At 36.6% G+C, this 18153-nt stretch carries 11 protein-coding genes; 2 read left to right on the top strand and 9 right to left on the bottom strand.

The window, feature by feature from the left end:
• Positions 1-118: 118 nt before the first annotated feature.
• The 9 genes from ACS8MM_RS15320 to ACS8MM_RS15280 form a co-directional block, all read right to left on the bottom strand.
• Entirely contained in the window at positions 119-1345 is a 1227-nt protein-coding gene (locus tag ACS8MM_RS15320) for an NAD(P)/FAD-dependent oxidoreductase (RefSeq protein WP_379718586.1), read from the bottom strand.
• A complete protein-coding gene (locus tag ACS8MM_RS15315) occupies positions 1342-2004 on the bottom strand; it encodes a glycerophosphodiester phosphodiesterase (RefSeq protein ID WP_379718583.1) in 663 nt (220 codons plus the stop codon). The genes ACS8MM_RS15320 and ACS8MM_RS15315 overlap by 4 nt, the downstream gene beginning before the upstream one ends.
• Before the next feature lie 44 nt (positions 2005-2048).
• Positions 2049-3428 (bottom strand): alpha-amylase family glycosyl hydrolase, encoded by a 1380-nt coding sequence (locus ACS8MM_RS15310; RefSeq protein WP_379718580.1) that lies wholly within the window; start codon positions 3426-3428, stop codon positions 2049-2051.
• A complete protein-coding gene (locus ACS8MM_RS15305; protein ID WP_379718577.1) occupies positions 3428-5842 on the bottom strand; it encodes a TIM-barrel domain-containing protein in 2415 nt (804 codons plus the stop codon). Before ACS8MM_RS15305 ends, ACS8MM_RS15310 begins: the two co-directional genes overlap by 1 nt.
• 1 nt (position 5843) lies before the next feature.
• Entirely contained in the window at positions 5844-7673 is a 1830-nt protein-coding gene (locus tag ACS8MM_RS15300; protein ID WP_379718574.1) for a glycoside hydrolase family 13 protein, read from the bottom strand.
• 52 nt (positions 7674-7725) lie between these two features.
• On the bottom strand, positions 7726-10035 hold the full coding sequence (locus ACS8MM_RS15295; RefSeq protein WP_379718571.1) for a glycoside hydrolase family 65 protein: 2310 nt from the start codon (positions 10033-10035) through the stop codon (positions 7726-7728).
• Between the two features lie 69 nt (positions 10036-10104).
• Positions 10105-10761: a beta-phosphoglucomutase gene (pgmB, locus tag ACS8MM_RS15290; protein WP_379718568.1), complete on the bottom strand. Its 657-nt coding sequence runs from the start codon at positions 10759-10761 to the stop codon at positions 10105-10107.
• Positions 10762-10765: 4 nt separating this feature from the next.
• Positions 10766-12124, bottom strand: coding sequence for an MFS transporter (locus ACS8MM_RS15285; RefSeq protein WP_379718565.1), 1359 nt, complete (start codon positions 12122-12124; stop codon positions 10766-10768).
• 175 nt (positions 12125-12299) lie between these two features.
• Complete coding sequence (locus ACS8MM_RS15280) at positions 12300-13316, bottom strand: LacI family DNA-binding transcriptional regulator (RefSeq protein WP_379718562.1); 1017 nt, start codon at positions 13314-13316, stop codon at positions 12300-12302.
• A 225-nt stretch (positions 13317-13541) separates the two neighbouring features.
• Between ACS8MM_RS15280 and ACS8MM_RS15275 the strand changes: the two genes are divergently transcribed.
• Positions 13542-16538, top strand: a complete 2997-nt coding sequence (locus ACS8MM_RS15275) for a SusC/RagA family TonB-linked outer membrane protein (protein ID WP_379718558.1) — start codon at positions 13542-13544, stop codon at positions 16536-16538.
• 10 nt (positions 16539-16548) lie between these two features.
• Entirely contained in the window at positions 16549-18147 is a 1599-nt protein-coding gene (locus ACS8MM_RS15270) for a RagB/SusD family nutrient uptake outer membrane protein (protein ID WP_379718555.1), read from the top strand.
• Positions 18148-18153 lie beyond the last annotated feature (6 nt).

Below are 18153 nucleotides of genomic sequence, written 5' to 3'. Positions count from 1 at the left end.
CTTTTCCCGAGGCTTACTTTTCTTTTCCCAAGACTTACTTTTCTTTTCCCGAGGCTTACTTTTCTTTTCCCAAGCCTTACTTTTCTTTTCCCGAGGCTTACTTTTCTTTTCCCAAGACTTACTCCAGTATCTTTTCTGTTATCGCATTCGCCAAAATAAAACCTCCGGTCCAGGCATTTTGGAAGTTGAATCCTCCGGTGATTGCATCAATATTTAAAATTTCGCCGGCGAAGAATAAATTCGGGTGCAATTTACTTTCCATGGTTTTGAAGTTGACTTCTTTCAAATCGATACCCCCTGCCGTTACGAATTCTTCTTTAAAAGTGCTTTTACCGTTGACTTGAAACTGACCATTGGTTAATTGATTCACCAGTTCGGTCATTTGCTTTTTAGATACATCGGCCCATTTGGTATCCGGATTAATCTGAGCGGCTTTTAGCAAACTTTCCCACAAACGCTTCGGAAATTCAAACGGACAAAATTTAGAAACTATTTTCTTCGAATTCTCCTCCTTAATTTCTTTCAAGTCCTCTAAGACAGTATCAAAATCCAAATCATTCAACCAATTCACTTGAAGAATAAAGTGGTAATTTTTGGCCGCCAATTCTCTTGCTCCCCAAGCCGACAATCGTAAAATTCCAGGGCCGCTCATACCCCAATGGGTAATTAATAACGGGCCGGAAGCTTTTAATTTACTGTCTTTCACTTTAACCGAAGCGATTGCCGAAACTCCCATCAAATCTTTAATTCTATCGTCTTTGATATTGAATGTAAACAAGGAAGGAACCGGCTCGACAATAGAATGCCCTAAAGACACCATCATATCCCAGATTTTAGGGTTACTTCCTGTTGTCATAACCAATTTATCACACTTAAAAGATTGCTGATTGGTTTCAATTTTCCAATACGCTTCGCCTTTAAAAACAGACTGAACACTTTGTCCTGTGAGAACATCAATTCCTAATTTTTTACTAGTGTTTAAAAAGCAATCAATAATCGTTTGTGATGAATCGGTTATTGGAAACATGCGTCCGTCTTCTTCGATTTTAAGTTCGACTCCGTGTTTGTCAAACCATTCGATGGTATCTCCGGAACAAAACTGATGAAACGGTCCTTTCAACTCTTTTTCTCCTCTTGGATAAAATTTCACCAAATCATTCGGAATAAAACAGGCATGCGTCACATTGCAACGACCACCACCGGAAACACGCACCTTAGAAAGTACTTCCTTTCCACGCTCCAAAATGGCTACCTTGAGTTTTGGATTATTCTCTACTACATTAATCGCCGTGAAAAAACCAGCGGCTCCTCCTCCAACAATCACTACGTCATAATTTGCAATCATAATCTATCCGGGAAATCAGAAATAATGGCATCAACACCTAATTCAGAGACAAAGGTAATATCTTCGGGGGAATTAACCGTCCAAGTATGCATTTGAAATCCGTTATCATGTATTTTTTGGACAGTTTCTTTGGAGACGAGTTCAAAAAAAGGATGAATACTAAAAGCACTGATTTGTTTTGCAAAATCCAAAGCATCCTCTAAATTATGTTCGGTCAAAACCCCTATCTGTATATTAGCATTAAGATTCTTGACTTGTTTTAACACATCCCAATCAAAACTGGAAACTATTATAAATTGCTGTTGTATTTCACCAAGTCGAATGAATTTCTCAATCTCATATACAACTACCTCAACTGCAGTTGGATCTTTAATTTCAATATTAAGAAATTTGCCTTCAGGTAACATATGAAAAATCTCAACCAGAGTAGGCACGCCTAACCTTTCAAATTCTGCTACTGTAAAATCTTTAACAAATCCAGCTGCATTTTTGATGGTTCTATCCACTGTTTCATCGTGTATGACTACAGCCTCACCATCGGCAGACAAATGCACATCCAATTCTATTCCGTCAGCACCCAATTCAAATGCCTTCAAGAATGATTCGATGGTGTTTTCAGCCACATACCCTTTCGCTCCGCGATGACCAATTTTTAGCATACTCAAAATTAAAAAAAAACGCCTTACTAAAAGGCGTTTTACAATTACTTAACAATCAATATTTTATACTCCCAAGGTGTAAAAGAAATTTTTTGTCCTTTTGTTAGAGTAATTTCTTTACCCGACATATAATCCAAGAATTTCCCCTCTAACTCTACAGTAAATTCCTGAGCATTTTTACTCAAATTACCTAAATACACTACTTTACTTCCATCTCTTCCAAAGGCTAAAATAGCATCATCTGCTGAAGTGGCAATACGTTGGTAAGAAGCTGCATTTTTACCGCCTTTCAATGCGGGATTATTCACTTTAAGTTTTCCTAATTTATGGTATACTGCCATCATTTTACCAGGTGTATGAGAAAACTGATCCTTTTCAAAAAACTTCAGTCTTCTATTCAAATCGTATTCCTGACCATTATAAATCAACGGCATACCTGGCATTGCAAAAGTCAGCGCTGCAAATGTTTCTACAGCATCATTCAAACGCTCGTATTCGGTACCATTCCAAGAATTTTCATCATGGTTTGATGTAAAGTTCATGTAAATATCGTCCGATTCGTTTGACGTCAAAACTTTTTGCATATAGGCATCAAAATCTTTAACTGTTTGTTCGCCTTTATAAATCTTGTTAAAAATATGGTGTACTGTCCATCCGTATTGCATATCAAACGCATCTTGCATCAAGTCCGGTTGTTCAGCTTCCATCAACATAAAAACAGGTTTCACTTTATTCAACTCGGCCGAAGTAGTATCCCAAAAATCTCTCGGCACTTCCATAGCCACATCACAACGGAAACCATCAATATTATGGTTCGTAATCCAATACTTCATATCCTCAAACATGGCTTTTCGCATTTCCGGATTCTCATAATTCAAATCGGCCACATCTGTCCAATCGAAAGGAGAAACAAACTTACCGTCTTTATCTTTTGTATAATATTCCGGATGTTCAGTCATCCATGCATGATCCCATGCTGTGTGATTGGCAACCCAGTCCAGAATAATATACATTCCATTTTTGTGTGCGGTTTGAACCAATTTATCGAAATCTTTTTTAGTTCCGTAATTGGGCGTAACACTGCGATAATCCTTAACGGCATAATGGCTTCCAAAATATTTTGCTTTTTCATTATCCGGGATTTGTTCTATTGAAACATTACCATACGCTTTACGGTTTTTCATCCCTACTTCGTGAATCGGCATCAGCCAAATAATCTTCACACCCAACTTTTTTAGTTTTGGGATATCTTTTGTGAATGCATTAAATGTACCTTCAGGAGAATACTGACGAATATTTGCTTCGTAAATCACCGCATTATCCAATGCAGAATGATTGTAATTTTTGGTAATTACGGTTTTATTTTGAGCAGTCATTTGTAAACCAATGACAAACCAACTCAACAAACAGATTAATTTCTTCATTATAGTTTGATTTTAATTTTGGATTCTTGATTAGGTTGTATCTTACATTTTATTTCGAGTACTTTTGATGTATATGCCATTGAATCTTTAATTTCTCCTTTGGAGACAGTCACCGACTTTGGTTTTGCATCGATATTATGAATAAGCAGAAAAATGGTTCTGTCTTTTCCTTTGTAGTTATCTGCTACTTCACTTTCAATTTCCAATTCCAGCGTCTTACCGTCAAATTTGGATTCCAACTCAATCATCTCAAAGTTCTTCTTTTCGTAGGCATCAGGGGTTGTACCATCATCAAAATAGATTTCCCTTTCACTTTCTTTGACCGAAGCATCATGATAGTAATGAACCGTTAAACTATTTTGATCATAAGTACTAGTATTACCGTAGACATAGGCCATTGGAATAAAGCTCCCACCACGAACAAAATATGGAATTCTATCTTCCGATACCTGCACAGACTTTGTACTCCCCGCTTCGTATTTCCAGGATGTGTAAGGGTCATACCAGTTTGCTGTTTTTGGAAAATACACTTCAACAGCTTGTTTCCCTTTTTCTTTTATTGGGTAGACTAAGATATCCTCACCCCATAAATACGAATCGGAATGATTCAGCAAGTCAACATTTTCATCTTCTTCAAAAAACAATGGACGCATTAAAGGTGTTCCTTTTTTATGATTTTGAAAAGCCAAGTTGTAATTATACGGTAGAAGCATATAGCGCAATTCAATCGCTTTTTTAGCAAGATTTTTGGCTTTCTCGCTTCTAAAAACAGGCTCAGACGGTACTTCTTCTTGTGCATGTGGTCTAAAAATAGGATTGAATACACCATACTGCAACCAACGAACGTACAATTCGTCATCCAAATTGGCTCCGGCAAATCCTCCCAAATCCGAATGCATGTAACCCAAACCTTGCATACCCATTTGCAATGCAATTTCGGTTTGTCCAGAAAAACCACCCCAAGTTCGGTTTACATCGCCACTCCAAGGAATCATCCCATAACGCTGTGAACCAGCAGATCCAGCACGCATTAAGATAAACGGACGTTGATTCGGGAAATCTTTCTGATACCCTTCAAAAATCATTTTTGCCCAATGATTACCATACAAATTATGCACCTCATCGGCTGAACCGGCTATTGTATTAGCAAATGAAGGAAACACTTCGGGTTCACCCAAATCACCCCAAACACCTGCCACACCTTTATTGGCCAAATCTTTATAAATAGACCAAAACCAATTTTTCCCTTCCGGTTTGAATACATCTACCAAACCTGTATTTCCAAAATAGAAATCCCAAGTAGCAGGAGTGCCGTCAGATTTAGTGGTCAATACTTTTTTATCGACAGCTTCATTCCATTTGGAAGAAGTAGTTAGAACAAAAGGCTCGGTGATAGGGATAGTTTTGACACCCATTGCATTGAAATCAGCCACCATTTTTTCAAAATTCGGAAAACTATCTCTGAATACTTCCAGATTACCCATTGTTCCCTGAATGTCTTTTCCAAACCAGTAGAGATCCAAAATAATAGCATCGACTGGTATTTTTTCTTCTTTGAATTTTGCAATTGTATTTCGGGCTTCCGCTTCAGAATGGTATCCAAAACGAGAAGCAAAATTACCCAAAGCCCAGCGAGGCGGCATAGGTTGTCTTCCTGTTAATTTTGTATAATTAGCCATTAAATCCTCCCAAGAATCGGCCACTATGATCTGGTAGGTTTTTCTACCTGAAATTGTTTCATACTCTAAAGTATTATTCTTCTGACTATCCAAATCCAAATAACCCACGGGGGCATTATCAAAATGGATCATATACTTTTGAGAAGAAATCACAATCGGCAACGTAAAATTCATTAACTCCGATTTTGTTTCGTAGCCATAATGAGCGCGATTGTACAAGGGCAATTTATTCCCTCGGCGGTTCATACCTAAAACCCTGGCGCCACCACCATACAATACTTCATCCGGGTTTAGATTGAATTGAAGCACTTCGGTTGAATCCGCTTTAATGTTGTCTTTGGTCAAATCCATCGGCACATGTTTCTTTTTGAAATAACCTGCCTTTTCCGATGTTATCAATTTTCCATTAGAATAATACGATATTTGAAATGGGCTAAAATCAATCTTGACCGAAATATTTTTACTATTGATATGGAGATTATCCTTATGAATAACTTGTTTGAATCCTATTTTACTATTCAAAACCACTGAATGGGAATCTGTTTTTAGCTTTTCACCTTTGGGAACAAAGGAAGTTTCACAAATCAAATCGTTTAAAAAGTGAATAAAATAAGTTCCATCTGAAACAGCAACCTCCAACCTATTTCCGTAATAAGTGTGGGAAAGGTATTTTCGCTCCGGGTTTTGAGCAAATCCCGCTACTGAAATAAAAAATACAAATAAAAACTTCTTCATCTTATTTCAATTCTAGAATTAATGCCGATTTTCCTTCCACTGCAATTTCTTTAGTAATATCAAAAGTTGTACCTGAAATTACTTCTGTTCCAGTTGCATTATGCTGAATACTTTCCTTGAATCGATCCAATTTAATTGTTTGTTTGTCTTTATTATTATTGATAACAACCATCACTGTTTCTGCATCATTATAACGAAAATAGACATACACATTATTCTCTGGGATATAATGCATTAGTTTGCCCGAATGAATTACCGATTTCCCTTTTCTCCAATTGAAAAGTTTTGCCGTAAAATCAAAATACTGTTTTTGCAATTCCGTGCGTCCTGAAGATAAAAAAGCGTTGTTGGTATCTTCTTTCCATCCACCGGGAAAATCCTGACGAATATCTGCATCGCCTTTACCCTTATCCCCAGCCATTCCAATTTCGGAGCCGGCATACAATTGAGGAATACCTCTCATGGTTGCCAAAACCGTCATCGCCAATTGGTACTTTTTAAAATCATTTTTATAGATTTGATTCAATCGGTTGGTATCATGATTTTCGGCAAAAATCAATAGGTTATTCGGATTGGCGTATAAAAAATCATTTACAAAGTTGTCATAAAACTTAATTGTTCCATCATTCCAATTCGCATTGTCTTCATTGAACACATTGCCAAAAACATCGTGTAGTGTAAAATCCATTACACTTGGTAAAAACGAATTGTAACTTTGAATTTTTGATATTGGGCTATCCTTTTGCCAAAACGAAATTTGTGCCTGATCGTGCATCCAAACCTCACCTACAATATTGAAATATGGGTATTCATCGGTAATAGCTTTCGTCCATTTTGCAATTCCTTCCTTATCGTTATAGGAATAGGTATCGACACGGAAGCCATCCAAGTCGGCATACTCAATCCACCAAATCGCATTTTGCGTCAAATAATTCAGCACTAATGGATTTGATTGATTCAAATCGGGCATTGAAGGTACAAACCATCCATCCATACAATATTTTGCATCCCGTTTTGAACCATTAACATCATATTGAGTGGTCATTCGATAATTACTTTGTGCATAACCCGGAAACTGATGAAACCAATCGTAAGTAGGCATATCCTTAAACATCCAGTGTTCGGCACCCCAATGATTGGTAACATAATCCATAACCAGCTTCATATTGCGTTTTTTCATTTCAGCAGAGAGACGCACATAATCCTCGTTAGTACCGTATCGGGAATCGATTTTATACACATCCGATTGTCCATATGTATGGTACGAATAGGCTTTATCATTATCTTCACATAGTGGTGTACTCCAAAGAGCTGTAGCTCCCAAACTTTTGATATAATCAAGGTTTTGAATAATTCCTTCGATATCACCTCCATGACGTCCACCAGGGTTTTTCCGATCGGCTTTCTCCTGAGTATCGGCAGTTGAATCGTTCGTATAATTCCCATTAGCAAAACGATCAGGCATAAGTAAGTACATCATATCCGAAGCGTCGAAACTTTTTCTTTCCCTAGAATTTCCTTTTCTTTTTTTAAGCTGATACTTTTGGTTGAATGACTTTTTTCCATTCTTGAAAGTAAAAACCAAATCCTGTGCAGCAACATTTTTAGTATCGACAGTTACAAAAAGATAATTTGGATTTTCGGTTTTATGAATACTTTTGATTACAATTCCGTTTGAAACTGAAACCTGATTTTGAGCAATATTTTTTCCGTAGAATACAATCTGCAAATCCGAATATTGCATTCCTTCGTACCAAAAAGGCGGTTCAACCCTTTCGATTTGTGCAAAAACGGAGCAACTCAAAAAGAAAAAGAAAAGTATTTTTTTCATTTTTATACTGATAAAAACCCTAACAAAGCAAAACTCGGTTAGGGTTATAAAATTAAACGGTTACTAAACTGTTGGGCTGAACATTGATTTCTTTCCCGAAAACATGCACATTGATTGAAGAATTCCCTTCCAATGCAAATTGTGTTTCGTTTTGTGTCACAGTGACTTTTACAATTTGATTTCTAAAATTGATTTTGAACGAGTAACCTTTCCATTGTGAAGGAATTCTTGGCTCAAAATGCAATTCTCCATTTTTAACACGCATACCGCCGAAGCCTTCCACAATACTCATCCATGTTCCTGCCATAGAGGTAATGTGTAATCCTTCATGAACTTCCTTATTGTAATCGTCCAAATCCAAACGTGAAGTTCGCAAATAAAAAGTATACGCTTGTTCCATTCTACCTAGAACAGCAGCCTGAATAGAATGTACGCAAGGGGATAGTGAGCTTTCATGTACTGTAAATGGCTCATAAAAATCAAAATGGCGTTCTAATTCCTCTTTGGAAAAATGATCCTCGAAGAAATAAAATCCTTGAAGTGTATCGGCTTGCTTGATATATGGCGAACGAAGGATTCGATCCCAAGACCATTTTTGATTGATTGGTCTTTCCGATTGATTCAGTTCCGACACTTTCACTAATTCCTTATCTAAAAATCCATCTTGTTGGAGGTATACATTGTGTTTTTTTGAATACGGGAAATACATGTTCTCTGCCACTTCTTGCATCGCTTCCATTTCGGTAGTAGACAATTTCACCTTTTCCATGATTCTTGAATAATCATTTGGAAAATCCTTTGCAACACGATGAATTTGCTCCACTGTATATTGAATACACCACTTTGCAATATAGTTGGTATACCAGTTATTGTTTACGTTGTTTTCGTATTCATTCGGACCGGTTACACCTAAAATAACATATTGACCTCTTTTAGTAGAGAAATTGGCTCTCTGGTGCCAGAAACGAGCAATTCCGATTAATACTTCCAATCCTTTTTCAGGAATGTAACTGTAATCTCCTGTGAAACGGTAATAGTTATAAATCGCAAACGCAATAGCACCGTTACGATGGATTTCTTCAAAAGTAATTTCCCATTCGTTGTGGCATTCTTCACCGTTCATAGTTACCATCGGGTATAAAGCCGCTCCGTTTTTGAAACCTAACTTCCCTGCATTTTCGATTGCCCTATCCAACTGATTGTATCGGTAAGCCAATAAATTACGTGCGACCTGCTGGTTTTTAGTCGCCATATAAAACGGAATACAATATGCTTCCGTATCCCAATAAGTAGAGCCACCATATTTCTCACCTGTAAACCCTTTGGGACCGATATTCAAACGAGAGTCTTTCCCTAGGTAAGTTTGATTCAGCTGAAAAATATTGAAACGAATTCCTTGTTGTGCTTTAACATCACCATCGATAGTGATATCACTCATTTCCCAGATCTTCGACCAAGCCTGTTTCTGATTTTCCAACAAAGCAGAAAACCCTAATGCATTAGCTTTAGCCAAAACATCATCGGCCGCCTGAACCAAATTTTCTTCATTATGATTCATTGAAACAGTGTATCCACCGAACTTTTGGATGGCAATTGCTTGTCCTTTAATTGCGGCAACTTTATAATTAAAAACTACTTTATCTATTGATTCTTCGATACTTGAAGGAATAGCATTTTGATTTTCATTGTCTTTAAAAATTGCATTATGCATAAAAGTCGTAGCCGTAAAATGCGTTTTAAAGGTACGTGCCGTAACAAAAGCTTTATTATCGTAATGTTTTGTGTTTTGAGGTTCCCAGAATTTTTCTTCCCAGTTTGCATCTTCATTATGAACACCTGCATCAATATACGGTTTAAAAACTAGTTCTGCATCTGCATTTACTAATGTGATTTCATAATGTATTGCTCCCATTTCATCCAAATCCAGAGAAAGAAAACGCGTTACTTTTACGGCTACCTCAATACTATTTTGCAATTTAGCTTCAAATGAACGGTAATAAACACCCTCCTGCATATTTAATTCACGGCGGAAGTTTTTCACGGAACTACATTTGGCCAAATCCAGACTTTCACCATTAATTTCAATAGTGATTCCAATCCAGTTAGGCGCATTCAATACTTTGGCAAAATACTCCGGATAGCCATTTTTCCACCATCCCACTTTCGTTTTGTCTGGATAATAGATTCCGGCGATATAACTTCCTTGGAAAGTTTTCCCAGAATAGGCCTCTTCAAAATTGGCACGTTGCCCCATAGCACCATTACCAATACTGAATAAACTTTCGGAAGATTTCACTCTGTCCGCTTCAAATCCTTCTTCTATGATGGACCAATTATTTGGTACAATATAATCCTGATTCATTTTCGATTTCAAATTTCAGAATTCGATGTTCTGTTATAATTTCAACATCAAATTCAGTATGTTTTTTTTTTAATTCTTAATTAAAGTTTCTAAGAAACTGTTGTCCATATGCAGAAAGTTAGGAAAACAATATTTCGCTTCTTTCAATACATTTTTATCTCCTATCCCAATACTTAACATTGCTGCAATATTGGCGGCTTCAATTCCAGCTACCGAATCTTCGAAAACAATAGCTTCCTTAGTATCAACTCCTAAAAGCTTTGCTGCTCGAACAAATACCTCCGGGTCGGGTTTCGCATTGGAAACATCATTCCCGTCCACTATTACATCAAAATAATGCAACAATCCTACTTTTTCTAGAATAGGACGGGCATTTTTACTTGCAGAACCCAAAGCTATTCCTTGTTCTTTTTCTTTTAAATAGTCAAGTGTTTCCTTAACATTAGGTAAAATTTCAGATTCGTCCATGTTTTCAATATAGGACAGATAATCTTCGTTTTTTTGGATCAGCCATTTCTGTTTGTCTTCATCCGACGCCTCAACGCGACCCAATTCCAATATAATTTCAAGAGAACGCACACGGCTTACTCCCTTTAGTTCTTCATTATGCTCGGGGGTAAAAAGAATATCCAGACTTGCTGCTAATTTTTGCCAAGCCATAAAGTGGTATTTCGCCGTATCGACAATTACACCATCCAAATCAAATATGAATGCTTTTTTACTCATTACTTTATCCTTTTATTGCTTTTTCTTCAGTAATTAAAAAATTACACAATCCTCCTAAAACCAGTGATGTACCTGCCAAAAGCATTGGCGCAATTGCAGAATTACCAAATAGTTTTGACAATGTATTGACTCCTCCTAAAGAGGCAATGATTTGAGGAATTACAATAAACATATTAAACAACCCCATCATCATTCCCATTTTATTTTCGTTTACAGAACTCGAAAGCATAGCATAAGGCATAGACAAAATACTTCCCCATGAAAGTCCGATAAGAAGAAACGACACATTAAGTAAACTTTGATCCTTAATAAAGCCCATGGAAATAAATCCTAAACCTCCTGCTATTAATGAAAACATGTGAATATACTTTCTATTCACACTTCTTTTGGCTGCATAGAATGTCAAAAGCAACGCAAAAGCCATTGAAGACAATCCATATAATCCCATTGCAGAACCAACTTTGTCCGACGCAGTCTGAAATAGCTTGTTCGCTGAATCAAAAAGTTCCTGTTGCCCTGGTTTTGTAAAATCAAAAAGTTCTTTGTTGGGTGCCGGCGAATTAAATACGTGTTCTGTTAAGGCGGGTGTTGCCATACTCCACATTGTGAAAAAAGCGAACCAACTAAAAAACTGAATCACACCCAGTTTCTTCATTGTTGAAGGCATTTCCTTTAAGGAAGCGATCAAATCTCCAAAGAAGTGTTTCTCTTTTTTTTCAGCCTTGAAAGCTTCGATATCTTTAGGCGGATATTCTCTGGTAGTTAAAACAGTATACAAAATACTGATTAGAAAAACCAAAGCACCAATTCCAAAAGCAATTTTTACATATTCTGGAATTACGCCGGGTGCCGAAGTGTCCTCAAATCCCATTTTATTTACAAGCCAAGGCAAATTCGATGCAATCCATGTTCCGATTCCGATAATGAGGGTTTGCAAAACAAAACCATAAGATCGTTGTGAATCAGGAAGTTTATCTGCAACCAAAGCTCTGAATGGCTCCATACTAACATTGATGGAAGCATCGAGAATCCATAAGAAACCGGCTGCCACCCACAAAGCTGATGAGTACGGAACAAAAAAGAGCGCAAAAGAACTCAGAATCGCTCCAATTAAAAAATAGGGTTTTCTTCTTCCAAAACGGGGAGACCAAGTATTGTCGCTCAGATAACCAATAATTGGCTGAACGATCAATCCGGTAAGAGGAGCTGCAATCCACAATCCAGGAATTTCATGCGGCTCTGCTCCCAATGTCTGGAAGATCCTTGACATGAATCCGCCTTGTAGTGCAAATCCAAATTGTATTCCCAAGAAACCGAAACTCATGTTCCAAATTTCCCAGAAACCTAATTTACGCTTTTCCATTATCGTAATTTAAAGTTTATACTACGATAAGCGTTATGTGCTTATCAATACATATTTTTAGTTTCGAAGTAAAAGTATATGCTTGATAATCGAGGTAAATATAATGATTGCATTCAATCACGCTCTATGTTGAAAACGAATTTCTTCACTACAACGTTAGAGTCTTAATAACTTTTTATCGGGTCGACTCTCTTTCCACCAAATACGTCTCCACAATTTCGACAGTGTAGAACTCATCCTCTTCATCGTTCTCCAATCGGTCGATTAATAATTTAGCCGCTCTCTTACCCATTTCCACACCATCCTGACTAACTGTTGTTATTGATGGAGTAGAGAATTTAGATATAATACCATCTGTGAAACCGATAACCGACAAATCCTCAGGCACTTTTTTACCTAATTTATTAGCTGCTTTAATTGCCGTTACAGCGAACAATTCATTCACCGCAAAAATACCGTCCAAATCCTGTTCGGCGACAAACTTTTCAATAGCTATAGCACAATTCTCGATATCTTCTATCTTTAAAATCAGTTCGTCTTTTACAATTAGATTATTTTGTCTAAATGCCTGTAAATAACCATCGGTTCTTAATTTACCAACACTTACATAATCTACAGTAGTGATGATTCCAATTTTCTTCATTCCTTTAAAAACCAGAAAATTAACAGCGTCTTGAGCGGCCGTTTTATCATCGATAATCACTTTATCACAAAAAATATCATTAGTAACTCGATCAAACATTACAACGGGCATCCCTTGATTGATGGCTTCTGATATGTGATGAAAATCTCCTTTATTTTGGGTTTCTTTTGACAACGACATGATAAAACCATCGATACTACCACCAGCCAGCATTTCCATATTGATAACTTCCTTATCAAATGACTCGTCAGAAAGACACACAATAACATTATAACCATAGTCATTGGCATAATGTTCAATACCACTAATTACAGTCGCAAAAAAGTGATGTACAATTTCCGGAATGATTATTCCAATCGTTTTCGTTTTTCTGTTTTTTAGACTCAAAGCTATATTGTTTGGCTTGTAATTATACAGTTTGGCAAAAGCCTGAACTTTTTCTCTTGTTTCTTCTCCAATTTCGGGGCTATTTCGTAGTGATTTTGACACCGTAGAAATGGAAACATCTAATTCTTTGGCAATCTGTTTTAGGGTAATTTTTTTCCTCATTGTGAAATGATAAATTGTCAATTTGAAAATAAAGGTAATTTATATTTTTCGGAATGAAAATTTTTTACCTAAAAATATGATTTTTCTTAAAAGTTTTCAACACGAAAACGTTTTCGGTTGTGTTTTAACATGTGTTCGTGAAAATTATTACAAAATTTACTTAAATTTAATGTATCGAAGTAAAATGTATGCCTAAAAAAACTATTTCTAACTTAAACAAAATGTATGAAAACATCGTATAAAAAGTTGCTACTTTTACTACTCATGTTACCACTTAATTTACTGGCTCAAAGTAAATTACAAGGAGTTGTTACCGACAACACGAGCGGTCAGCCTCTACCTGGCGTTAACGTGACGGTAAAAGGAACAAATAATGGAGTTTCCACCAATTTTGACGGACAATTTTCATTATCAAATTTAAAAAATGGAGATACCATTTTATTTACTTTTTTAGGATTTAAAGAAAAAGCAATTACTTTCAACGGACAAAACAATGTTAATGTAGTCTTAGAGGAAGAATCATCCAAACTAGATGAAGTAGTTGTTGTTGGTTACGGTAGTGTAAAGAAAAAAGATGCTACAGGATCTGCCTCTGTTCTATCAGCAAAAGAATTCAACAAAGGAGCAATCGTAACTGCTGAAAACTTATTAAATGGACGTATTGCAGGTGTAACAGTAAACACGAGTGGTGCTCCTGGATCAGGATCAGAAATCCGAATTAGAGGAGGTTCTTCTTTATTTGCCAACAATGACCCTTTAATTGTTATCGATGGTCTTCCAATAGAAAACAAGACAGCAACCGGAAGTACTTCGTTCTTAGCCTCGCTAAACCCTAGTACTATTGAATCCATAACTGTTTTAAAGGACGCCTCAGCAACAGCTATTTATGGATCAAGAGCATCTAATGGTGTAATCATTATTACTACTAAAAAAGGGAGCAAAAATTTATCTGTTGATTACAATGTACAGTATACACTTGGTAAATTACACAAAACTGTAGACGTTTTGAATAGTGCACAATTCGTAAACGCAATTGAAACCTATTTCCCTGAAGAAACCAATCTTTTAGGTATTGACGACCCTTCAACTTCGGCTACGGATAACATAGCAACTCCAGGTGTTATCGAAGGTAGAATTATCTACAATACCAATTGGCAAAAAGAAATTTACAGAAAAAGCACTGAGATGATCAATCAGGACTTGAATATTAGAGGTCATTTATTCAAAACTATCCCTACCCGACTAAGCATAGGCAATACTAATCAACAAGGTTTACGACTTACAAACGAATTTACCCGTAACACTATAGGATTAGCTTTAAATCCTACTTTATTCAAAGAACACCTTAAATTAGCTGTAAACGCAAATTATTCCAACGAAAGAAACCGTTTTACCAATGGTGTGGAAGGAGGCGCTTTACGCTTCGACCCTACCAAACCTGTTCATGACTCCAACTCCATTTGGGGAGGCTATTTTGAAAACACCACAAGCCCAACCGAATTATCCAATACTGCTCGTAATCCAGTTTCAGAACTTTTACTAAGAAAAGACAGAGGTCGTGTTAATAGAATTTTCGGAAACGCTCAATTGGATTACAAATTCCATTTTTTACCAGAATTAAGAGGAGTAATTAATGTAGGTTTAGACAGAACCGAAGGAGAGAGAACACTTTTTATACCAAAATATGCAGGTACTGCCGACGGGAATGGAACAAGTTTTGCGGGTAAATATGGAAACGATCAACTTGAAAGCTCTGAGTCTACTAACCAATTATTTGATGGTTATTTCGTATACAACAAACAAATCGGAAAATTAAATGTTGAAGCAACAGCCGGTTATTCTTATCAAAAATTTGAATCTGAAAACTTTACTACAAGAAATAGACTAAACCCTACTTCTGCTGGCCCTGAAACTACAATTGATACAGACTTAGTATTAATTGGTATTTTCGGTAGAACGAATCTTAGTTTAAATGATAAATATTTATTGACATTAACCTACAGAAGAGATGGCTCATCTCGATTCCCTACGAATGAAAAATGGGGTAATTTCCCGGCGGCTTCATTTGCTTGGAAAATGAAAGAGGACATCCTTAAAGAAGATAGCTTCATTTCCGATTTAAAACTACGATTAGGATGGGGTATTACTGGACAACAAGATTTACCAACTGATGCTAGAAATTACTACCTCCCAATTTATGCAACAGGGAATCCAAATTCTCAATATTATTTTGGACCTGAAACCTATATAGTTGGACTACCATCTCCCACAAATCCTTATTTAAAATGGGAAGAAACAACAACCTACAATGCAGGTTTGGACTATGGAATTCTTAAAAACAGAATCAACGGAAGCATTGATGTATTCTACAAACAATCGGATGATTTACTAGCCAATGTAGCTTTTGCAGATGGTGGAAATTTCTCTAATGCCGGTTGGCAGAATATTGGAAGCTTTACTACAAAAGGAATTGAGTTGAACATTAATTCAGAAGTAGTAAAATCAGAAAACTTCAACTGGAACTTAAACCTTAATGCCACTAAATACGAAAGACGCATCAAAGAATTGGCTTTTGGATCAAACATTCTCGTAGGAGGTATCGGAGGAGGTACAGGAGGAACAATTCAAGTTCACAGTGAAGGATATACGCCAAATTCTTATTTTGTATTCAAACAATTATACGATGAAAACAACAATCCTATTGAAGGTGCTTATGCCGACTTAAACAGTGACGGAATAATCAACAATGATGATAGATACATCTACAACAACCCTGATCCTGATTTCTTGTTAGGTTTTCAATCCAACATGACGTATAAAAACTTTGATTTTTCTTTTAATTTACGAGCGAGTGTAGGAAATAGAATTTACAACAACGTAAATTCTTCCAGAGCACAATTGAACTTGTTGAAAGACAATGCTTTCCTTGGAAACATTCCAACCTCAGCATTGGAAAGCGGTTTCACAACTACATCTGATGTAATTTTATCAGATTACTATATTGAGAACGCTTCATTCTTACGTATGGACAATGCAACTATTGGCTATACTATTCCGAAATGGATAGATGGAAAAGCGACCTTACGACTTAATGTGGGTGTGCAAAATCCATTTGTTATCACAAAATACAGCGGACTTGACCCAGAAATCACTAGTGGAATTGACAATACTATCTATCCGAGACAAAGACAGATTTTATTTGGTGCAAACGTGAAATTTTAAAAATTAAACCATGAAAAAATTAAAATACAGCCTAATTTACATGCTTGGATTTGTAACATTTTTCACATCATGTACTGATGATTTGAATGTTACACCGGAGGACGACGATATTTTTCTGTCCGAAAATTTCTTTTCTTCCAATGAATCCTACAAACAAGGCTTAGCAGGAATCTACGGCAATTTATCTCTTACAGGACTTAATGGTGCCGAATCGTCGAACATCCAAGGTATTGATGCCGGAACAAGTCAATATGGTCGCTGTTTGTGGTATATGCAGGACCTAGCAGCGGATCAAGCCATCTGGAGTTATGAAAACGACCCAGGAGTTGGTGAAATCCAAAGAAACACATGGAATGCAAACAATTCCATTTTAAGAGGAATGTTCGGAAGAGCTATGTTTCAAGTAGCTCTGGTGAATGAATATTTACGTCAAACTACCCCTGAAAAATTAAGCTCAAGAGGTGTAACAGACGCTCAACTTTTAAGTGATATTGCTTTATATCGAAATGAAGTGAGAGTTTTGAGAGCTTTGGCTTATTATCACCTTATGGATTTGTTTGGCAAAGCGGCTTTCGTAACTGAAAACGACCCAATCAACACTGCAGGTCCAGAATACGATAGAGCCGAATTATTCAGTTACATCGAAAGCGAATTAACCGAAGTTATTCCTGCTTTAAAAGATCCAAGAACAAACGAATACGGACGCTTAGACAAAGGAATGGCTTGGATGATTTTAGCAAAAATGTACCTTAATGCTGAAGTATATATCAACCAACCTAAATATTCCGAATGTGTAACCATGTGTAACAACATCATGTCAGGTGGCTATGCATTAGAATCAGACTATCTTGATAACTTCAAAGCAGACAATCATACTTCTACCGAAATGATTTTCAGCATTCAATCGGATGGTATTGCAACTCAAAACTACGGCCCAACAACCGTAATGATTAATGGCCAAGTAGGTTCAATTGAGCAAAACGGTACTTCCTTGGGAGTTGGAGCAAGTGGCTGGGGAGGAGCGATTCGTTTGAGAAAACAATTCGTTCAAAAATTCGATGGATTCCAATTCAACAATGACGAAAGAAAAACAATTTTATCAGCAGGAAGACCAATTGAGATTACATCTATCTCTACTCAAAAACAAGGTTATGTTTTGGCCAAGTATTCGAACATCAGTTCTACAGGAATTCCAGGTTCAAATCAAACTTTTGTGGATACCGATTTCCCTTTATTCCGATTGGCTGATGTGTATTTAATGTATACAGAATGTGCGCTAAGAGGCGCAAGTAATGCCACAACTACTCAAGGATTAATTTATGTGAATCAATTGAGAGAAAGAGCTAACAACGGCACTTCAGGAAATATCCTAGCAACAGATTTAACATTAGATTTCATACTAGACGAAAGAGCTAGAGAATTACACTGGGAATCACATAGAAGACAGGATTTAATTCGTTTCAACAAATTCACAGGTGGTTCTTACAATTGGACTTGGAAAGGAAACAGTCAAAGTGGTATTGCTTTACCAACTCATTTTAATGTGTATCCTATTCCCGCTGCAAGTTTAGCATCTAATCCTAATTTAACTCAAAATCCTAATTACTAATAAACT

The organism is Flavobacterium sp. MAHUQ-57 (assembly GCF_051908335.1).
Taxonomy (GTDB): Bacteria; Bacteroidota; Bacteroidia; order Flavobacteriales; family Flavobacteriaceae; genus Flavobacterium.
The sequence above is the reverse complement of the archived record's forward strand: the minus strand, read 5'-3'. Positions and strand labels throughout refer to the sequence as shown.

Coding starts and splice junctions, on each gene's coding strand:
- ACS8MM_RS15320 (WP_379718586.1), bottom strand. CDS start 1,345: ATGATTGCAAATTATGACGTAGTGATTGTTGGAGGAGGAGCCGCTGGT.
- ACS8MM_RS15270 (WP_379718555.1), top strand. CDS start 16,549: ATGAAAAAATTAAAATACAGCCTAATTTACATGCTTGGATTTGTAACA.
- ACS8MM_RS15300 (WP_379718574.1), bottom strand. CDS start 7,673: ATGAAAAAAATACTTTTCTTTTTCTTTTTGAGTTGCTCCGTTTTTGCA.
- ACS8MM_RS15285 (WP_379718565.1), bottom strand. CDS start 12,124: ATGGAAAAGCGTAAATTAGGTTTCTGGGAAATTTGGAACATGAGTTTC.
- ACS8MM_RS15315 (WP_379718583.1), bottom strand. CDS start 2,004: ATGCTAAAAATTGGTCATCGCGGAGCGAAAGGGTATGTGGCTGAAAAC.
- ACS8MM_RS15305 (WP_379718577.1), bottom strand. CDS start 5,842: ATGAAGAAGTTTTTATTTGTATTTTTTATTTCAGTAGCGGGATTTGCT.
- ACS8MM_RS15310 (WP_379718580.1), bottom strand. CDS start 3,428: ATGAAGAAATTAATCTGTTTGTTGAGTTGGTTTGTCATTGGTTTACAA.
- ACS8MM_RS15280 (WP_379718562.1), bottom strand. CDS start 13,316: ATGAGGAAAAAAATTACCCTAAAACAGATTGCCAAAGAATTAGATGTT.
- ACS8MM_RS15275 (WP_379718558.1), top strand. CDS start 13,542: ATGAAAACATCGTATAAAAAGTTGCTACTTTTACTACTCATGTTACCA.
- pgmB (WP_379718568.1), bottom strand. CDS start 10,761: ATGAGTAAAAAAGCATTCATATTTGATTTGGATGGTGTAATTGTCGAT.
- ACS8MM_RS15295 (WP_379718571.1), bottom strand. CDS start 10,035: ATGAATCAGGATTATATTGTACCAAATAATTGGTCCATCATAGAAGAA.